General features: G+C 34.5%; 19 protein-coding genes. 15 read left to right on the top strand and 4 right to left on the bottom strand.

Annotated elements, in window-relative coordinates; genetic code table 11:
• Positions 1-2 precede the first annotated feature (2 nt).
• Complete coding sequence (locus EG344_RS07300) at positions 3-1349, top strand: SWIM zinc finger family protein (protein ID WP_123908910.1); 1347 nt, start codon at positions 3-5, stop codon at positions 1347-1349.
• Positions 1350-1440: 91 nt separating this feature from the next.
• Here the strand turns inward: EG344_RS07300 and EG344_RS07295 are convergent, their stop codons facing one another.
• Positions 1441-1893, bottom strand: coding sequence for a VOC family protein (locus EG344_RS07295; protein WP_123908909.1), 453 nt, complete (start codon positions 1891-1893; stop codon positions 1441-1443).
• 431 nt (positions 1894-2324) lie between these two features.
• Between EG344_RS07295 and EG344_RS07290 the strand changes: the two genes are divergently transcribed.
• The gene (locus tag EG344_RS07290; RefSeq protein ID WP_123908908.1) at positions 2325-3842 is read left to right on the top strand and encodes a TROVE domain-containing protein; all 1518 of its coding nucleotides are present in this window, start codon (positions 2325-2327) and stop codon (positions 3840-3842) included.
• A gap of 210 nt (positions 3843-4052) precedes the next feature.
• Positions 4053-4715: a hypothetical protein gene (locus EG344_RS07285; protein ID WP_123908907.1), complete on the top strand. Its 663-nt coding sequence runs from the start codon at positions 4053-4055 to the stop codon at positions 4713-4715.
• A gap of 711 nt (positions 4716-5426) precedes the next feature.
• On the opposite strand, the gene EG344_RS07280 is transcribed toward EG344_RS07285, so the two are convergent.
• A complete protein-coding gene (locus tag EG344_RS07280; protein ID WP_228412876.1) occupies positions 5427-5744 on the bottom strand; it encodes a helix-turn-helix domain-containing protein in 318 nt (105 codons plus the stop codon).
• A 44-nt stretch (positions 5745-5788) separates the two neighbouring features.
• A complete protein-coding gene (locus tag EG344_RS07275) occupies positions 5789-6214 on the bottom strand; it encodes a transposase (protein WP_123908905.1) in 426 nt (141 codons plus the stop codon).
• 603 nt (positions 6215-6817) lie between these two features.
• On the opposite strand from EG344_RS07275, the gene EG344_RS07270 reads away from it, so the two are divergent.
• The 12 genes from EG344_RS07270 to EG344_RS07215 all read left to right on the top strand — a co-directional run bounded on the left by EG344_RS07270 (position 6818) and on the right by EG344_RS07215 (position 18307).
• Positions 6818-8356: a SulP family inorganic anion transporter gene (locus EG344_RS07270; protein WP_123908904.1), complete on the top strand. Its 1539-nt coding sequence runs from the start codon at positions 6818-6820 to the stop codon at positions 8354-8356.
• Positions 8357-8655: 299 nt separating this feature from the next.
• Positions 8656-9327: an HAD family hydrolase gene (locus tag EG344_RS07265; RefSeq protein ID WP_123908903.1), complete on the top strand. Its 672-nt coding sequence runs from the start codon at positions 8656-8658 to the stop codon at positions 9325-9327.
• An 8-nt stretch (positions 9328-9335) separates the two neighbouring features.
• Entirely contained in the window at positions 9336-10160 is an 825-nt protein-coding gene (locus tag EG344_RS07260; protein ID WP_123908902.1) for a phosphoribosyltransferase family protein, read from the top strand.
• The gene (locus tag EG344_RS07255; protein ID WP_123859125.1) at positions 10150-10707 is read left to right on the top strand and encodes a TerD family protein; all 558 of its coding nucleotides are present in this window, start codon (positions 10150-10152) and stop codon (positions 10705-10707) included. Before EG344_RS07260 ends, EG344_RS07255 begins: the two co-directional genes overlap by 11 nt.
• Positions 10708-10709: 2 nt before the next feature.
• A complete protein-coding gene (locus EG344_RS07250) occupies positions 10710-11885 on the top strand; it encodes a toxic anion resistance protein (RefSeq protein WP_185145597.1) in 1176 nt (391 codons plus the stop codon).
• 16 nt (positions 11886-11901) lie between these two features.
• Positions 11902-12849, top strand: coding sequence for a hypothetical protein (locus EG344_RS07245; RefSeq protein WP_123908901.1), 948 nt, complete (start codon positions 11902-11904; stop codon positions 12847-12849).
• A 74-nt stretch (positions 12850-12923) separates the two neighbouring features.
• Entirely contained in the window at positions 12924-13532 is a 609-nt protein-coding gene (locus EG344_RS07240; protein ID WP_123908900.1) for a TerD family protein, read from the top strand.
• Positions 13533-13616: 84 nt separating this feature from the next.
• Entirely contained in the window at positions 13617-14660 is a 1044-nt protein-coding gene (locus EG344_RS07235; RefSeq protein ID WP_123859128.1) for a TerC/Alx family metal homeostasis membrane protein, read from the top strand.
• 284 nt (positions 14661-14944) lie between these two features.
• Positions 14945-15472 carry a TetR/AcrR family transcriptional regulator gene (locus tag EG344_RS07230; RefSeq protein WP_123908899.1) on the top strand — a complete coding sequence of 176 codons (528 nt, stop codon included), beginning with the start codon at positions 14945-14947 and terminating at the stop codon, positions 15470-15472.
• A 3-nt stretch (positions 15473-15475) separates the two neighbouring features.
• Complete coding sequence (locus tag EG344_RS07225; protein WP_123908898.1) at positions 15476-15889, top strand: DUF1348 family protein; 414 nt, start codon at positions 15476-15478, stop codon at positions 15887-15889.
• A gap of 307 nt (positions 15890-16196) precedes the next feature.
• Positions 16197-17687, top strand: coding sequence for a hypothetical protein (locus tag EG344_RS07220; RefSeq protein ID WP_123908897.1), 1491 nt, complete (start codon positions 16197-16199; stop codon positions 17685-17687).
• Positions 17684-18307, top strand: coding sequence for a hypothetical protein (locus EG344_RS07215; RefSeq protein ID WP_123908896.1), 624 nt, complete (start codon positions 17684-17686; stop codon positions 18305-18307). Before EG344_RS07220 ends, EG344_RS07215 begins: the two co-directional genes overlap by 4 nt.
• 262 nt (positions 18308-18569) lie before the next feature.
• Here the strand turns inward: EG344_RS07215 and EG344_RS07210 are convergent, their stop codons facing one another.
• Positions 18570-19583, bottom strand: coding sequence for a catalase (locus EG344_RS07210; protein WP_123908895.1), 1014 nt, complete (start codon positions 19581-19583; stop codon positions 18570-18572).
• Between the last annotated feature and the right edge of the window lie 162 nt (positions 19584-19745).

Below are 19745 nucleotides of genomic sequence, written 5' to 3'. Positions count from 1 at the left end.
TTATGGAAGATATGCTTACTTATAACTATTCAAGGTCATCCTCATTCGTAAAGAAAGATGCTCTTGAAGAACTGTTTCTTGCCCAATACAGCGAGATCCAGAAAAAGACTGATGTTCCCTGTTTCTTCTGGGGAAATGTAGGTCAGCCTTTTATATTAGCCCGTTGTCTGATTACACTTTCCAATATTGTAAAATCAAGTTTCAGTTTGTCACCATTTCAGATGGCACTTTTGAAAGACCCTATTGTGACTGCTGGAAATGAAAGGCTTCGTTTTGAGGGCTTTTCTCACTGTGCCGGAGTATATGCCCGTGTAGATGTTCTCCCTGATGGATTGGATGGAGAGTTTCTGGAAAACGGAACAACCAATGTAGACTTTAATCAACCTATGATAACTGCTTTGGGAAGTATTCGACCTAATGAAAAAGTCATGCTTTCCGTAGGGGAAAAAGAAGTAGGATTGTATAAGGAAGAGAAGAAAGTGGTAGAAAGAAAAGTCCCTTTACCGGTAAAATGGATCAAAGGTCTTGGGACCGTTCAGATTTACCTTTCCGAATCAGAAAAACAGCATACTTTTAATAAGATTCAGACCCAGCAATTGTTTAGGGGAATGCCGAAAGGAGTGGTAAAGTCGGATTACTACCTTATTGTAAGAGGAAATAAACCTATGTTTTCTCCTGTGAAATCTGCTGATACTGTTTGTGTTGGAGGACTTCACAGGCTTCGTTTACTGGAACCTTTGTTACCCTATATTGATTGTATGCAGGTCTTCTCACATCCCAATATGCAGTCTACAACCTGGCAGCTTAATATGGGGAATATAAGATTCAGTTTTTCCTTATCAAGAGAAAGCTGGCGTGGGTTTTCCGGAGAAGGAGCGGTATTGAACAGCCTGGCTGCTGAGGTTTCGGATGAATGGATTGATGCATTGGATAAATATGCTTATGCCAACCAGTCGTTCAACGCAACCGTTTTGGCGCTGGAACAGAATCTTAGCTTGAGTACAACCGAAAACCTGACAGGAAGATTGGCCGCAATGGGATTATTAGGATATGACCTGGATGAAAATGAGTTTTTCTACCGTAGATTACCTTTTAAACTGAACCGTATTTTAGGACTGAATCCCCGCATGAAAAATGCTGAAAAGCTGATTGAAGATGGAAAAGTAGAGATTTTAAATAACACTAAAGAAAGAACAGAAGCCAGGGTAGAAGGTACAGGAGTACATCATACCGTAATTCTTGAAGAAGATAAAGAACGTTGTACCTGTGAATGGTTCAGTAAATATCAGGGCGAAAGAGGCCCTTGTAAACATGTCCTGGCAGTGAAGAAACTTGTTAACAGCCACTAAGAAATAATATTGAACATACTATAATGCTGATATTTTTACCACGAATGCGCGAATGAATAAAATATTCGTGCATTCGTGGCTATATAGATGATCAACTTTGTGTTTGCTTTATCCACTCTTCATAAGAAAGAACCCCCAATTCAGGTTTTCCGTCACCTTCAAGAATAGAAATAAACTCCAGCTGATTACCGTCCGGATCATTAAAATAGATAGCCAACGCAGGCATCCATGCAAATACCATAGGTTCTATACTTCCGTTTTTTAGAAAATTGTAAGGTTTTAAACTCTTGTTTTCTAAGAACTTTACAGAATAATTTAAGATATCTTCTTTTGTACTTGTAAATGCGAAATGTCTGGTCTGAAGATTTTCTTTCTGCTCCCACAATCCAAGCATAAATTCCTTCTCTTCCCCAATCCATAAAAATGCGATAGGCCTTGTTTCATCTCTGTGAGCCAATCTCAAACCTAATACTTCGGTATAAAACTGAATGGCACTTTCCAAATCACTTACCTGAACATGGGTTTCATATAATCCTTTAATCATAGCTTTAATTTTAATACGGACAAAGCTAGGAAACACATGCTGAAAAGCCTGATAATAACGATTTCTTTCATGAAAACGAATGATAGAAGGAAGTTATTGATGAGTAAGTAAAACGTATTGCCATTAAACATTTATTATCCATACGGATATCAACATCAATAGAGTCGGGCTTTAGCCCGGCCAATAAAAAAAATAAATCCATGGGCTTTAGCCAAAACCTAAGCATCAACACAAACCTAAAAGATTTGCGTCATCCGCAAAATCTGTGAAAGCTTTAAAAATTTTTCTACCCATCAATTTGAAAAAAAACAAAAATTTTTCGAAAGAAATAATCTACGCAAAAAGACTGCGTAATACTGTTTTTACTTTGCATCAGAAATCAGAGAGGAAGCAATAGCCTTTCCAATGTTTACCAATAAAAACAGTAACTCATGAAATTTAACTTTCTAAAAAAAGAAAAAATAGTGGTAACCAACCACGAAGGTGCAAAAGCTTATGTGATGACACCTGCAGAAGAATTGTATAGTGCTGTGGTTACAACAGGACTGTCAGATATTACTTATGAAAAAGGAAATGACAGACTAGAGAGAATACAATCTCTGATTCAGAAAAATGATCCTGAATTTGTAGCGAAACTGGCTGTTTATGCAAGAAAAGATATGCATTTGCGTTCCATTCCTTTGGTTTTGGCTACAGAATTGGCGAAGGAGGCTACGGGTACCGATCTGGTGAGCAGAACCGTAGAGGGTATTGTTCAGAGAGCTGATGAGATCACGGAAATGTTAGCGTATTATCAGCTTGCTAATGAAAGAACGGAAACCAAGAAATTGAACAGGTTATCCAAACAGGTTCAGAAAGGTCTGGCGAAATCCTTCAATAAATTTGATGAATATCAATTCGCCAAATACAATAGAAAAGGAGCCGTAACCTTGAAAGATGCCCTCTTTCTGGTTCACCCAAAAGCAAAAGATGAGAACCAGCAGACCATTTTCAACAAGATTGTATATGACATTCTGGATACTCCTTATACATGGGAAGTTGAACTTTCAGTATTGGGACAGAAAAAATTTACAGATGAGGTAGAAAGAAAACAGGCTTTCAAAAATAAATGGGAAGAACTGATCTTCAGTAATAAACTGGGATATATGGCCACCTTACGAAACCTGAGAAATATCCTTGAAGCCGGCGTATCTCCTGAAGCCATGAGTAAAGTGTGCAGTTATCTGTCAGATGAAAGAGCAGTGGGCAACTCAAAACAATTGCCTTTCCGTTTCCTGGCAGCATACAGAGAATTGAAAAAGGTAGATTCTCCTTATCTGTCTTCTGTTTGGAGTGCACTGGAAGAAGCTTTAGTGGCAAGTGCCCAAAATATCAAAGGTTTCGGTTTCAATACCTCGGTAGTGATTGCAGCGGATGTTTCTGGTTCTATGCAGAAATCAGTTTCTCCTAAGAGTAAAATTTTACTGTATGATATCGGTTTATTGATGTCTATGATTTTGCAGTCGAAGTGTCAAAATGTGACTACAGGAATCTTCGGTGATCGATGGCTGCGCATTGCGATGCCAAAACAAGGTATTCTTAACAATGTAGAAGCCTTCTACAAACGAGAAGGTGAAGTAGGATATTCAACCAATGGTTATCTGGTTATCGAAGATCTGATCAAAAGAAAAGAAATCGTGGATAAAGTAATGCTGTTCACTGATACTCAAATGTGGGATAGCAGTGGAAGAGGAAACTCTTTTGAAGATACATGGAACAAGTATAAGACGATAGCTCCTGAGGCTAAACTTTATATTTTTGATTTGGCAGGATATGGAAGACCACCCATTGATGTCAAAAGAAATGATGTATACCTTATTGCAGGCTGGTCAGACAAGATTTTCGATGTATTGAATGCCTTGGAAGATCAAAAATCTGCTCTTGAAATGATTGAAAAAGTAGTGTTGTAAAAGGCACTGCTTTTCGTTGAAATGTAAGAAGGGAGTGCACTTTAGAAAAAATGAGTAATGATAAGTTTATTATTAACAGGAGGATGTTATAAATCATTAGTATATTTAGGAGCTTATTCCCGCTTTCCGCTATATCTTTTTCGCCTTTCTTAGGTCAATTCAGAAAAAGGATGCCGCTGCAATCGGGGCTAGTAAATGAAGAGATAGATTATGATAAAGCTTATTAACACCATAGAAATTAATCCGTTAAAATATTCCAAAGAAGATTTTGAATTACTCCAAATTGCTGATTATCCTGACTCAGAAGAATTGTTTTTGAAATGGACAGAAACAGCTTCCCGGCTTACCTTCAATTTTAATGAAATTCAAAAAGGTTCCAACCTGGTAGATATTAAAACTATTGATGATGAAAGTTTACACATCATTGTAGCTGCAAAACTAAGTGAAGTAGAATTTGATGACCCTGATGAAAACGGCTTTGTCTTATCTTTTGATGGCGGAATCGTATTAAAAAAAGATGATGAGATTCTTATTCATCCAAGTTGTTGTGGCGATATTGAGAATGTAGAAAATTGGCAGAAAGTGGTAGATAATAGATCTTTCGGATGGGCAGAAATGTGGATTGGTCATCCCTGGGTTCTGTATAAAAGAGAAAACGGAGTCATTAGTTTTTCAGACTATACAGAAATCAATATTAATGAGGTGAAAAATGTAAAAGTAAGATTTGAAGTGGAAGAATCAGAATTTCAAACCGAGTTGGGAAAAGTGATTCAACATCAAGTTCGTTTTAAAAATAGAATTTTAAATATTTTGAAAAAAATGAAAATTAACCATGCTGAGAAAATTTCAAAACATATGTCCGGTATTGAATAAAAAAATTACTGAGTAAAAAGAATGCGTACTTAGATGATAATTTTGCAATGTTAATATTACCGGTGTCGTAAAAAAGACTTACTTCGATTCCAAACTGACCGTGTCTTTTGTCAAATTACCCGGTAAAAACAAACCAATGCCGTTAGTAAGAGTTTCATCGCCAACTTCCAATTGAAACATTAATTACTCTTATGATTTGTTGCTTGGTTTTTATAAAAAAAATGGACTGCGTAAAAAGAATGCGCAGTAACCCTATAAATTTGTAACATAAACTAATAACCATGAATTGATAACTACCAGCAAGTGCCGTAAAACAGAATTACTTCGTGGGGTAACAGAGGTACAGGTGCAAGTCCTGTTCTGCGGAAGCAGATAGTGTAAAGAGAGTACGCTGTTAATATGAGTCTGTTTAACTGATTGCCTTGCTGTTTATCACTAGAAGAGTGCCGTAGAAAAGACTTACTTCGGTTTAATTTGGTTCGATTCCAGAACAGATTGTGAAAATGATCTGGAAGTCTTTTTATCTTTTTGCCTCTTTTTCAAAAAAACAAGTGTCGTAGAATAGTGCTACTTCATTCATCACGACGGTGTCACGGGTTCGAATCCCGTCTCTTCCACTCCAAAACATAGGAAGAGTAGCTCAGCTGGTAGAGCACGACATCACTATTTGCCTGTTGCCTTGTTTTATGATAAAAAAGAGAAGCCGATAAGTTATTTATCGGCTTTTTTCATGGCATGATTCAGCTCTTCTTCAAACATCAGTTTCCATTTTGAGAGAGTCGTTCTGCTGATCTTATATTTTTTAGACATATAACTGGTAGAATGCCCATGCTTCTTTTGATATTCAAGAAGTTTAAGCATTGTTTTTTTGTCATAAGTCTTAAGTTTCTGATTGTTTTTCTGGCTTTCCCTGGAAGGCTTGAAAAGCCTGTCATTGAATTTCAATACATCTTCACTCGTGTCCAGTTTTCCGAGAAGCTCTTTTATTTTGGGATCCTTTAGCTTTTCAGGATATTCCATCTTAAGCATGTCCTGGTATATCTTTTTATAATTGGGACGCATCTTTTATCAGTTTATCCATTAATATCACTTTTCTGAAGCCATCTGTGAAGTGTACTTTTTGGAATAGAATACTCCTTAATCACCTCACTCTGGGTCATATCTCCTGAAAGAATTCTTTTCATAATGAATTCCTTAATTTCCTGAGTATAAATATTTTTTCTGAAATAAGGAATCTTGTCAGATTTTTGTTGATTTTTATTGGCAGCTGCCGGAGGAGCGTATAAAATTAAGTGCGAACTGTACAGTCTGAAAAAATCATATTCCAATAATTTGCTCCATCTTAGGAGAAGATCCGCGTCTATTGATTTGCTATTGTACATCCCTTCTATAGCATCTTCATCTCTGTCCAGGAATTTACATATCCTCTCCATTGTTATTTCATTTTCATCAACCCTCTCTTTAATAAACTTTCCAATATGGATCTCTTTATATAACATTTTTATTTAATATTATCTATTTATTAAACTTATGCATTAGAAAACATAAAATAGGTTATATATATTATAATGTATTACATGATGTAATGCACTTCGTTTCGAAATCAGAGGATAACGGATATCATTCAAAAAACTTTGAATCTTTTATAAAATCTTTGGAAATAGATCAGGACAGCTTAATCTTAAAAGGTATTTTACTTTTAGGTATATGCATTATTTCCAATGGGTAACCGCTCATCTTATTTTTCAAACTTCTTTTTTCTACCATTTGCGTAAATAATATATGACCTATTAAAGTTGTTTCATGCAATTTTATTTACGTTAAGCTTGTGTGTTGAAAGGTTGTATGTGTTGACAACCAGTTTTTTATGTTTAGAATATCTTGTTTAGTACCAAATAATCTGCTTAATTGCTTTCAAATTTAAACAAAAATTGAAAGCGAAGACACTTATAAACATAAAAAAGTATGTTTATGAAGAAATTTTAATTAAAATTAACATATTATTTGAACATATGTGTGAATTATTTGAAGAATAAAAAAATGAGTAAAATTTGAATACAAAAATTGTATACCCTTAAGCAAGTATATACCTTTGCACTTCAATGAAGAATACTATCAGTTTATTCGATTTTTCGAAAAAAATAAATTATAAAAATGAATTGCTGGCTGGCTTTACCGTAGCCATGACCATGATTCCTGAATCACTTTCATTTGCTATTCTGGCAGGACTTTCACCACTTACAGGATTGTATGCGGCATGTCTTATGGGAATCGTAACAGCTGTTTTGGGAGGCCGTCCGGGAATGGTTTCAGGAGGAGCAGGAGCCACGATTGTTGTTTTAATTGCCCTCATAAAATCCCATGGAATAGAATATCTTTTTGCTACTGTAGCTCTTGCCGGAATTCTTCAGATGCTTGTCGGAATCTTTAAACTGGGAAAATTTGTCAGGCTTATTCCACAGCCCGTTATGTATGGATTTCTGAACGGGTTGGCCATTATTATTTTTATGGCCCAGATTGAACAGTTTAAAATTACAGATACCAATGGAGTGGTAAACTGGCTTCAGGGAACACCTTTATACATCATGGGAGGTTTAACGGCACTCACCATTGCCGTTGTCTATTTCTTTCCTAAGATTACAAAAGCTGTTCCTGCATCGTTGGTAGCCATTATTGTTGTATTTGCTATAGTTCTTGGATTTAATATCCCAACGAAAACAGTAGCAGATATTGCCCATATCAGCGGAAGTCTTCCAGGTTTCCATATTCCACAAATTCCATTTTCTTTGGAAACGTTACAGATCATTTTTCCTTATGCATTAATTATGGCTGGGGTTGGGCTTATTGAATCATTGCTGACTTTATCTATGGTGGATGAGATTACCAATTCCAAGGGAAATGCCAATAAAGAATCGGTAGCGCAGGGATTAGCTAATATTACCAACGGATTTTTCGGTGGAATGGGAGGCTGTGCTATGGTTGCCCAGACATTAGTGAATCTTAATGCAGGATCCAGAGCACGACTGTCAGGAATTATTGCTTCCATCATGATCTTATTGATTATTCTATTTGGAGCACCTATCATTGAAAAAATTCCAATGGCAGCGTTAGTAGGTGTAATGATGATGGTGGCTATCAGTACTTTTCAATGGGTTTCTATCCGGATTGTAAATAAAATGCCGAAGTCAGATATATTGGTAGGAATTACAGTGGCTTTCATTACTGTAGTATTGCATAATCTTGCATTGGCGGTTTTAGTAGGAGTGATTATTGCGGCTTTAGTATTTGCCTGGGACAATGCCAAAAGAATCCGTGCAAGAAAATATACCGACGAGAATGGGATCAGGCATTATGAAATATTTGGTCCGTTGTTTTTCGGTTCAGTGACTGCATTTGCCGATAAGTTTGATCCGATGAATGATCCCGATGAAGTGGTAGTAGACTTTAAAGAAAGCCGTATTGTAGATATGAGTGCAATAGATGCTGTAGATAAATTGTCAAAACGCTACAAACAACAAGGGAAAACAGTATTCCTTCGCCATCTTAGTGAAGATTGCCGCAAAATGCTGAAAAATGCTGAAGCTGTAGTAGAAGTTAATATTCAGGAAGATCCGACTTATAAGGTAATGCCGGAAAAATAATAGGGATGTCATTGTGAGTTTTGTTTCGCAAGTGAATAGTGAATCCTGAAATAGTTGACAATTCAAGAAAGTAAATAAATATTCATAACCAGACAAGGACTGTAAGAAAAATCTACAGTCCTTATTTTTTACCCTTTCTTCGTTAAAATCATAAAATATCTTAAAACAGAGAGGGAAAGTAATGCATTTCTGATAAAAATTTTATCTTTGGGAAGAATAGAAAATGAAACACTTTTTGATGATTAATAAATTTTAAATCTTTTTCAAGAAGCTAAATAAAACTTTTAACTTAAAACATATTGAAAACAGATATCGACATTCATAACCACTGTCATTTTTCCTTTGACCTGTGGCTCACCCTAATCAAATCTCATCCTGAATTTAAAACAAAAAGAGTTGAGTTGTTCTCCTCATTTTTTAATCTGGATGAACCGATTGAAGTGGTTGCAAGAACTGTAAAATATTACGATGATCTTTGCAATAACATTAATGAGGTTACAGGGGGGAATATAGACACTTTTGAGATCTATCTGATGATTTTGGGAGCTTTAAATAATGTAGATATAAAGCTTTTTGATAAGGAAAAGCTTAATGAGTTTTATCAAAAAAGTGAAGAATTGTTTTTAGAATATAAACCTGTTGTCATTTTTGAAAATATTCATGGTTTTTTTGATGAAATTAAAAATCAGGGAAAAACCATCAATATTCTGAGTAATACAGGATTTATCAAAGGAAAAACAATGAGAAAGTTTCTGATTCATGAAAATCTGGATCAGTATATTGATTTTCATATTTATTCTGATGAAATCAACTGTTCTAAACCGAACCCGCTTATTTTTCAGGAAGTAAAGAATAAGATTAAAAATCAGGATCTTCCATTAAGCCAGATTCTGCATATCGGAGACAATCCTGTTGCCGACTATAAAGGAGCAATTGACTTCGGGTTCAGCGCACATTTACTAAAACACTAACCATAAACATGAACACAAGATACAGCTTACACCACATTCATTCAGCGGATGAGTTCACTTTCTCACCCGCAGAATACAGCTATTTCAAGTATGGCGATAAGTCGTATGCTGAAAAATTTGCAAAAGAATTATTCGACGGATTTATTTCCGAAAATAAACACCTTTTAAATACAGATAAAGAAATTGTAGTGCTTCCAAGTCCTTATATGGCCATTCCTACAGCTTCCAATTTTTTATGCTTTTACTTTAAAAAACATTTGGACTATTATCTGTTTCAAAAGGAAAAAAAATCAAGTATTTTATCTAAAATCAACAGAAATCATACGTATATTACAGATTATGGGAACCTTAATTTCGAGGATCGTAAAAATCTGATAGCCAATGATACTTATTACATTGATAAAGATTTTTTAAGAGGAAAACTTTGTATTTTTATAGACGATATAAAAATTACAGGAAGTCACGAATATACTGTGAACAGAATCCTGAATGAATATGAGGTGGAGGCAGATTTCATGTTCCTGTATTATGCTGAACTAATGAATTTTGATCTCGATCCTAAAATTGAGAACTTTTTTAATTATTATGCAGTGAAAAATGTAAAACATGTTGCAGAAGTGATGAACAAGTCCAGTTTTCAGTTCAATACAAGGATTGTAAAATATATTTTAGGGTTAGATTCAAGTAATTTTGACTATCTTACGTCTAAAGTAAAAAAAGAGCAGATGGATCTCCTGGTAGAACTTGCTATCAGTAACAATTATCATTTAATAAAAGAATATAAAAATAACATCAATACTTTAACACAAACGGAATTATATTATGGCTATTAACTTACAAAAAGGACAAAGAGAAAATATTAACGCCCCTAAATTCACTGTAGGTTTAGGATGGGATCTCAATAATACTTCTACAGGAACAGCATTTGACCTTGACGCTTCTTTATTTTTGCTGGGAGATGATAAAAAACTAGTTTCAGATAATCACTTTATTTTCTATAACAACCTGGAATCTCCGGATAAAGCTGTAGTCCACACTGGAGATAATCTTACAGGAGAAGGTGCTGGTGATGATGAACAGATCAAGATTGATCTTACGAAAATTGATAATGCAGTAAAGGAAATTACGGTTGTAGTAACCATCCACGATGCAGATTCAAGAAGACAAAACTTTGGGCAGGTAAGAAATTCTTTCATCAGAATTTTCAATACAGATACGAATGAAGAAATCTTAAAATATGAATTGGACGAAGATTTCTCAATCGAAACAGCAGTAGAGTTCGGAAGAATCTACAACAGAAACGGAGAATGGAAATTTGAGGCAGTAGGAGCAGGACAGAGAGACGGCCTTGAAAAATTTGTATCAATTTATCAGAAGTAATTATGGACAATCAAGAAAATCAACCGATAGATCCACTAGGATCAATTGAACCTCTTAGAACATTTGAACCTACTCCAATGGTTCCTCCAACACCAGCTCAGCCTGTTCAAAATGCAGCGCCAGCAGTATTGGTAGACAGAGAAGGAAATGTAAATTTGACTCAGTTACAGTCAGAAGAACGCCAAAAATATGAAGTTTTAGCGAACTCTATTGATGAAGCTAATCCGGGATCTATTGTAAATTTCGGAGCTGAACTTCAAAAAACATTAACCAATCAGAGTGATAGTTTCTTAGGGAATGTAAGAAGATCTAACTCAGGAGAAGTTGGTGGATTGATCAATGACCTTTTGGTAGAGCTGAACTATGTAGATGTAGAGGAACTGAACGGAAATAAAGTAAAAAGTTTCCTGAGCAAATTGCCATTCATGAAGAAGGTAATCACTCAGGTAGAAAATTTGTTTACAAAATATGACAAGATCATCAATAATATTGAGCAGATCTCTTATAAAGTAAATGCAGGAATCATCACTTCTACAAAGGATAATGCAGTGCTTCAGACTATTTTTGAAAGCAATGTAAATTCTATCAAGCAAATTGAGGACCTTGTGATTGCAGGAAATATCAGAATGGAAAGAGCTGCTGTAGAATTAGCTCAGATGGAAACAAGCCCTGAGAGTTTCCAGGATTATCAGATTGCCGATAAGAGAGACTTTATTGCAAGATTAGACCGCAGAATGGCTGATCTTAAGGTGGTACGTGTAATTATGATGCAGTCACTTCCACAGATCAGACTGGTTCAGAATAACAACGTTTCTATTGCAGAAAAAGCGCAGACTATTCTTACCACTACACTTCCTGTATGGAAAAACCAGCTTTCACTTGCCGTTGCGATGTACAGACAGCAGCAGAATATTGAAATCCAGCAGAAAGTATCTTCTACTACAGAAGAGATTTTAAGAAAGAATGCAGAGCGTCTTGGTCAGAACTCAATTAACGTGGCAAGAGCCAATGAACAAACTATTGTCTCTGTAGAAACATTGAAAGAAACAACTTCAATGCTGATTAACACTTTAAATGAGGTGAAACAGATTCAGAAACAGGGAGCTGATAACAGAAGAAAACTGGATCAGGATCTTCAGACATTAGAGCACGAATTAAAAGCGAATGTCAGAGGTTAATTTATAGGGTACTACGGTGGGGGAAGATGCAGCAACCATATTGTCACAGAGCAAAAGAAGGTTAACAAGACTTAAACTTCTGGCTAATTTTTTTGAACATATTGATATAATATCCATTTACATCAAAACCGATATTATCCACAATCTGTTCCAGGAAAATATGGCCCTTGATTACAATAAACTTGAGCTTTTCCACTTACAGTATACCGACAGTCTCATTGAGCTTTTGACCAAAATAAAAAGACAGAAGGAAAATGATATGCTGGCGGTCCTTAATGAAATTGACATCAACAAAAAATATATTTCAGGTTTTGAAGAAAGACAGGCAGATAGTTTTCAGACCGATAGGAAAATGTACAGCGGTATATTTTCACAACATATGAAAGCTCTGTATAAAGACCTTACGGAAGATATCTTTACAGCCAATTGGGAGAATGTTCTCTACTTTCATAAAAAATATGCAAAGGAATTTTACAGGTTAGAGGCAGATGAATCTCTGCTGAAAGCCGAATCTTTTCCGGCCTATCAGTATAAAGATTATTCTATTGAAAGAAAACTGTTGGGAAGGTTGAACATACAAGGATTTAAAGTCCGTTTTGTCTGTGGCTATGTGATCGGAACTCATGAATATGAACTTTTCAAGATCTTTCAGTCTGATGATTATTTTATTTTCAGTGTAGATGATAAAAAGCTTTATCTTTTCGATAAGGATTTGGATAAGCTTGACACTTCTGAAAACCAGTCTAATCAGAGTACCATTATAGATCAGCTTAAGAATAAAAACGAACAGCTGGAAAATACAATGAATGAAAGAAAACGCAATTTACCTCCAGAGGTAGAAGGAGTTTTGAAAGATTATATCAAAAATTTAGAAAATATAGACATTATGAGCAAGATATTTGATTTCGATGAAGAAACAAATATTCTGCGGGCGATGCTTAATCTAAACCTGAATAATCAATAATACGAAATTTGAAACAAGCGGTTAAGCGTATTGGCTTTTCGCAAAAAATGTAAATAACAACTAAACATAAAAAGATGGCTATCAACTTACAAAAAGGTCAGAGAATCAACCTTAAAAAAGAAAACGGAGCTGAACTTTCCCAGGCTTGTGTAGGAATCAACTGGGGAGCAATTGAAAAAAAAGGATTTTTCGGAACTAAAAAAGAGGCAGTAGACTTAGACGGAAGCTGTATTTTATATGATTCCAATAAAAATGTAACGGAAGTGATCTATTTCGGAAACCTGAAATCTAAAAATGGATCTGTAAGACACAGTGGGGACGACCTTACTGGTGACGTAGATGGAGACGACGGTTTAGATAACGAAGTAATTACTGTTGATTTCAATAACCTTGATTCTAATGTAGATCACGTAGCAATGGTATTAAACAGCTACAGAGGCCAGGATTTTGGAACTATTCCTTTTGCTTCTATCCGTATTTATGAAGGAACTCCAACGAACGTAAAGGAGGTTTTTGCTAAATATGATATTGCGAATGATGCTTCTTTCAAAGGACATGTTGCTATGGTAATGGGTGTTTTCTACAGAAGAAATGGAGAGTGGAAATTCAATGCGATTGGAGATCCTACAGCAGATAGAAAACTGGAGCAGACGATCCAAACCGTACAGATGAATTATTTATAATCGTTTATACATAAAAGTGAAATAAAATAGCAATATTTGTACTCTGTACATCTATTGCTTTTATCATATAATAACATAACTCAAGTGGAACATCAAAGTATTTTAGATCTGCACCCTGGCTTGGTGTGGGGATTTGCGGTAACAGTCGTTATCATGTTACTCCTGGATTTAGGAGTTTTCAACAAAAAAAGCCATGAAGTTTCTTCCAAAGAAGCTACCATCTGGTCTATTGTATGGATCTCACTGTCTATGATATTCTCGGGCGTTGTGTATTGGGTTTTCAATACAGACGGTACCCCTGAAAGTCATGCCCTGGCAGTAGAAAAGTTTACCCAGTATCAGGCGGCTTATTGGATTGAAAAAGCCCTATCTGTAGATAACTTATTTGTATTTATCCTTGTTTTCGGCTTCTTTAAAGTTCCGAAATTCCTTCACCATAAAGTGCTTTTCTGGGGAATTATCGGAGCATTGATCTTCAGAGCGATATTTATCTTTGCGGGAGTTGGGCTGATTAACCTTACATATCTTCCTGAAATGAACATTTTCGGAGAAGCAGTAAAAATTAATGTTGTAATGACCTTATTCGGTTTATTCCTTGTATATGCGGGAATCAAATCATGGGGTGACGGAGGAGATGACGATGATGAAGACTACAGTAATACAGCAGGGGCAAGACTAATCAAAAGCTTTTGGAAAGTTTCTGATAATTATGATGGGGATAAGTTCTTCACGATTCAGAATGGGATTAAAATGGCTACACCACTATTAGTGGTTGTAGGTGTAATTGAATTTACGGACGTTCTTTTCGCAGTAGATTCCATTCCGGCGATCTTTGCCATTTCAAATGACCCATTTATCCTGTACACATCAAATATCTTTGCTATTTTAGGTCTTAGATCACTATATTTCCTATTGGCCAACTTTATCCACATGTTCAGCAAGCTTCCGTACGGATTGGCAATTATTCTTTCATTCATCGGAGTTAAGATGCTTATTGCACCATGGATTCATATCCCTTCCCCAATTTCATTAGGAATTGTAGGAGGAGTATTGGTGATCTCTGTTCTTCTATCTGTTATCTTCCCTGAAAAAGAGGAGGATAAAAAAGAAGAATTAGAAAAAAAATAACATGCAAAAAAATATATAAGAAACCTCTGGAATTAAATTCCGGAGGTTTTTTTATTGGAAAATACAAGATGTAAAGATATTCTTGATGATGTTTTTCAAAACATTTTTTATGATATTAAATTTTACCATAGATAAAGTCCTTGCGCCTTAAAGCATAATGTAAGCAGATAACTTTGTGTCTTTCGTGTTTCAACATTCTTTAAACATTTTTTTTTAAAATAAAATAGACAGATCTGTCTGTCTATTATTTTTTTTCATACATTTGTTCTATAAAAGTAAGCAATATGAAATCTCCAAGGGAAAGAATTATCGCAACAACATTCAATTTGTTTGCAAAGCAAGGATATAATTCAACAGGAATCAATCAGATTATTTCAGAATCTGAGGTGGCTAAAGCAAGCTTTTATCTTCATTTTAAATCAAAGGAAGACTTATGTGTAGAATTCCTCAATGTAAGACACGAATATTGGTTCCATGAGCTTCATACTTTTTCTGCCCAGTCAGAAAATCTTTATTCAAAGATTATGAATGCTTTTGATTTTCTGATCTATATGAACAAAAAAGAAAATTTCAGAGGTTGTAGCTTTCTGAACATTTTATCAGAAATCCCCGCAGATAATATTAAAATTCTAAACGTGATCCAGTCCCATAAAGCTGATCTTAGAAATTACTTTCTGGAATTATTGAAAGACGATGATCTTTCTGATCATATTTATATGCTTTTTGAAAGCAGCATTATAGAAAGCCAGCTTTATAAATCGAATGAGCTGATAGAGAAATCAAAAAAAATAGTCACCCAATTAATCCCTTAAACAATGGAACAAAAACATCCGCTTCCGCCTTTCACTCTTGAAACGGCAAAGCAAAAAATTCAAATGGCAGAAGATGCCTGGAACAGTCAGGATCCTGAAAAAGTTTCCAAAGCTTATACAATAGACAGCGAATGGAGAAACAGAGATGCATTTGTCAATGGAAGAGAAGAGATTGTTGTATTTCTTCAGAAGAAATGGGAAAAAGAACTCAATTATAAACTTAAGAAAGAATATTGGGCACACACTGAAAACCGTATTGCGGTTCGTTTTGAATATGAATATCAGACTAAGGAAGGAAATTGGTTTAGAGCTTATGGAAATGAGAACTGGGAGTTTGATGAGAATGGCTTGATGGCTAAAAGATATGCCAGCATCAATGATCTTGCTATAAAAGAAGAGGAACGTAAATTTAGATAAAAGAATAAAACCGAGAGTAAAGATTCAAAGGTTTTTCCTTGCCACGAATGCACAAATTATAAGTGTATTCGTGGCATTTTTAATTTAATAGGAGTAATACAGCTAAAAATAAATAGTCGTAGAACTACTACACTTTTAGATATTTATGAAAAAAACATCTTCTAATAAAATAATATTTCTAAATTTAGAGAGTTATTGATTTAAAAAACACACTTTATGAAAAAACACATCTTAAATTCAGAGCTGTTCAGGCTCCTCATTGCTTATGATACTATAGGAAGAAACAATAACCTCTAATTTCTATACCATGAGCAGAACGAGAATTGTAAAAGGGAGCTATACCAAGATTTCTCAGGAAGGACACAGCATGTATTCCAATGAAAACATTATCACTACTGCAGGGAATTCAATTACAGAAATAGGAGTAAAAAATGGGGTTAGTTACGGAATACCCAAATATGCACCAGCTATAGATTTAACTGCAAAATGTTTTGTACAGTTCAGGCCAAAAAACAATTGGAAAGGTGAGGATTACGGATTTGATTGGATGAGGCTTGGGGAAACTACTAATTTTGGGGATAAACATTATAAAGACTTGGTAGCCGACCAGTATAAGAAAAAGAAGAATAAAAAAGAAAAAGCTTTGACGATATTGGAAACTGATATTAATGAATATGAGGGGGATTTTAAAGTATCTTCCTCTATGTTTGCCAGGCTCAGGAATGAATATGGGGTATACAGTATCCCCTGGAGGAAAAAAGCAGATGGCAATGCAGAGGATTATTTCTGCTCATGGCTTTCATTGTATCCCACCCGTATCAAGGATGAATCTGGGAATCTTAAAGCTTCTGGTTTTAACAATACGAAAGCTTTGTTAAGTCTTATTGTGGAAGTGGACCAAGAGCCACAGATCTTAAGATTTAAGGGGAATCCCCACTTTAAGATATATCCAATGGAAATCGCTACAAAATCTATAGGAAAGCATGATCTGAAGGACTATGTAACCATAGAATGTCTGGAGGAATTCAACACTGACCAGAGTATAGAAGCGTATGCTGTTTCTAAGAATGAAGAAGGAAAAGAAGTAAAACAGCTGGCTGGGAAATTAAAAGTCTGGGCGAATGATGCATCGAAGAGGAAGAAAGCTAAAGTTTTATTAGTTGATGTTGATACTAATATTAATGGAAAACTGTCTGGAAGTTCCTCAGGTCAAAAACAATTATTTGAAAAATATCTTCGACATGCATTAATTGAAATGGAAGTAGAAACTTATTCGTTAGATTTATCCTCTGATTCAAATTTGCAACACGGAGGAAAATATGTAGATAGAAACAGAATATTGGCCTATTATGATGATGAAAGTCAAATTCCTCTTAGTCATGCTGATGGATATTTAAATCTGGTTTTCTATCTTAACGGAAAGTTAAAAGAAGATCTTAAAAGCAAAAAAGAAAATGAGTATAAATACAGTAAGTATTTTGTGGCTTTCTATCTGGGAGAAAGTGGTGGCTGTAAAGATAAGTCAAATATTTATAAAGGTCTGAATGGGTATGCGCATAATGATTTTGTTATTCTTTTTCCAAGAAAAAGCGATGAAACTGCGGTTCATGAATTTTTGCATACCAAAGGTGTCCCGCATAGTTTTACCAATAGTGTAGCAGATCCCAATGCAGAATACACCTATGTGTATGGTGAAACAGAAAATATCATGGATTATTCTCATATCAACAGCAATCCTAGATATAGCCTCTGGAAATGGCAGTGGGAAAAAACAAATTCTAAAATAAATAATTTATGAAAAAGTATATTTTTTTATTGATTTTAATGATGACTTCCTGTAAAGCACAAAATAACGCACTTATGATTCCAGAAATAGACAATAAATTTGAAAAATTTGATACCATTAAATATAATAGCTTAAAAAAAAATATATCAAATGCTGTTTTTACAACTTTAAAAAATGGTACATATATAGAAATGGTCAAGGTGAAAGCAGGTGCAGCATATTATGAGACTCCACATGACTCATACTTTAAAATATTCAAGGATTATTATCCATCCGGTAATATAAAATATAAAGGAATAGCTTTAAATGTTTGGGGTAATTTTAAAAAAGGTATCTGGTACGAGTTTGATGAAAATGGAAACTTGATTAAAGAAATAGATCATGATAGGCCATATAAATTCACATTTGAAGATATTCTGAAATTTTGTGAAATACAGGGAATAAAAATAGATAAAGGTCCCATATTACAAAGTACAGGCTGGCACAATGAGATTTCAAGAAAAATAGAGAATGATAAGCCGGTATGGGAAATTGAGCATTTAAAAAAATCAAATCTTGTTGAAATCATCAAATTAGATGGTATTACTGGAAAGGTTTTAGGAACGAGTACTTATAATTATATCAACAATTAAAAATAGCTATTAGAATATTTTGTGTGTGTTTTATCTGAATGAAGTTATTCTTCTTTATTGAAATTTATGGTTTATTTCCAAAAGAATGGACCATCAATTGAGAGAAGCAAAGCCCGGAAAGTAAAATGAAAGCATCTGGATTTTAAAGCATCTAAGTAATAGAAATAATAAAAAAAGACTGTAATGATAGTCTTTTTTTATTGATGAACATGTTGATAGTTTAAATAGTGATGTTAAAATATTTATATACATTTCTGAATAATTACAACTCACTTTTCTTCCCATGCAAAAGGGTATTGATCTTTCTTCTGGTCTGAACAGATACTTTATAAGCACCATCCCTTAATTTTTGAATTTTTCCTACGGGTTGAAAGATCATCTTACTTTCAAACGGATTAAATGAAAGAAGTTCATTACTACAATCTCGGGGATCCAATAAAGAATTCTTTTCTATTTTAACTTCACCAATCTTGATGTAGGGCGAATTTTTCCATTCTACATTCAATTTGTTGATGGGTTGGTCTTTCAGGTCATAGCACAGCTGAATCAAAACATCGGCGGTAAAATCATTCCTCTGAAAATAATTCTTTAAAGCCTTTTTCATGTTTTGTTTCTTGTCCATATTCTTATTAACAGACTTAGGACTGAGCTTTATTTTTATCATATAATCTCCCAGGCGGTAAGCCCCTACAGAATGATAATCAAAAGAGAGAATAAAATCATTTCTCTTGCTGAATAGTTTTAATGAATTTCTAATAAATGAACCTGTAAAAACAGATGGAATAACTTTAATGGCTTGTGTTATAATTGAAAATAAACTGCTCCACTTTTTGATATAAGAAAGATTGACGGCAGTAAATAGTTTTAGAAATGTTGAAACTGAATTAACTGGGAACAATGGAAAGTTTACCAATGGATAATTGGAAAGCAGATTATTATTCTCATCCCTGATTTGCACCGCAAAGCCATAGGCTGGAATATCCCTTTTAGAATTTGTAATTTTCAATTGTGCATTGGAAAGCCTTACAAACAAATTAAATTTCTCTTTATCAAAAAAAGGTTTGAGAAATTCAGGAATATTGGGATCCACCCAAAAAATTCCCTTAGCAACAGCATATGTTTTCGCATGGGCATTTCTGGTAGCATAATTGACGTCACTTATAGAAGAGGACTGCTCAACAAAATCAGCAATCGATTTTTTATTGATTTCAAGAAGTTTTTTTTCCTCTTCATTAAGCTCATCAAACTTCTTATTATATAATATCGGATTTGGCATTTAGTTTTTAAATCCAATTATAACGCCAAGTTTCGGAATTTGTGTTAAGGAATTATTACAATTATTTGAATTTTATGAATGAGAAAGGGCGAATGCTGGAGGAGGGCGGCAACGAAACTATATAATTTTATAGATATGCTTTTAAGTGACTGAATATCAATT

It is taken from the genome of Chryseobacterium sp. G0162 (genome assembly GCF_003815715.1).
GTDB lineage: Bacteria > Bacteroidota > Bacteroidia > Flavobacteriales > Weeksellaceae > Chryseobacterium.
Note: the sequence above shows the minus strand (reverse complement) of the source record. Positions and strands in the feature narration are given on the sequence as shown.

Coding starts and splice junctions, on each gene's coding strand:
- EG344_RS07300 (WP_123908910.1), top strand. CDS start 3: ATGGAAGATATGCTTACTTATAACTATTCAAGGTCATCCTCATTCGTA.
- EG344_RS07295 (WP_123908909.1), bottom strand. CDS start 1,893: ATGATTAAAGGATTATATGAAACCCATGTTCAGGTAAGTGATTTGGAA.
- EG344_RS07290 (WP_123908908.1), top strand. CDS start 2,325: ATGAAATTTAACTTTCTAAAAAAAGAAAAAATAGTGGTAACCAACCAC.
- EG344_RS07285 (WP_123908907.1), top strand. CDS start 4,053: ATGATAAAGCTTATTAACACCATAGAAATTAATCCGTTAAAATATTCC.
- EG344_RS07280 (WP_228412876.1), bottom strand. CDS start 5,744: ATGCTTAAGATGGAATATCCTGAAAAGCTAAAGGATCCCAAAATAAAA.
- EG344_RS07275 (WP_123908905.1), bottom strand. CDS start 6,214: ATGTTATATAAAGAGATCCATATTGGAAAGTTTATTAAAGAGAGGGTT.
- EG344_RS07270 (WP_123908904.1), top strand. CDS start 6,818: ATGAAGAATACTATCAGTTTATTCGATTTTTCGAAAAAAATAAATTAT.
- EG344_RS07260 (WP_123908902.1), top strand. CDS start 9,336: ATGAACACAAGATACAGCTTACACCACATTCATTCAGCGGATGAGTTC.
- EG344_RS07255 (WP_123859125.1), top strand. CDS start 10,150: ATGGCTATTAACTTACAAAAAGGACAAAGAGAAAATATTAACGCCCCT.
- EG344_RS07250 (WP_185145597.1), top strand. CDS start 10,710: ATGGACAATCAAGAAAATCAACCGATAGATCCACTAGGATCAATTGAA.
- EG344_RS07240 (WP_123908900.1), top strand. CDS start 12,924: ATGGCTATCAACTTACAAAAAGGTCAGAGAATCAACCTTAAAAAAGAA.
- EG344_RS07230 (WP_123908899.1), top strand. CDS start 14,945: ATGAAATCTCCAAGGGAAAGAATTATCGCAACAACATTCAATTTGTTT.
- EG344_RS07225 (WP_123908898.1), top strand. CDS start 15,476: ATGGAACAAAAACATCCGCTTCCGCCTTTCACTCTTGAAACGGCAAAG.
- EG344_RS07220 (WP_123908897.1), top strand. CDS start 16,197: ATGAGCAGAACGAGAATTGTAAAAGGGAGCTATACCAAGATTTCTCAG.
- EG344_RS07215 (WP_123908896.1), top strand. CDS start 17,684: ATGAAAAAGTATATTTTTTTATTGATTTTAATGATGACTTCCTGTAAA.
- EG344_RS07210 (WP_123908895.1), bottom strand. CDS start 19,583: ATGCCAAATCCGATATTATATAATAAGAAGTTTGATGAGCTTAATGAA.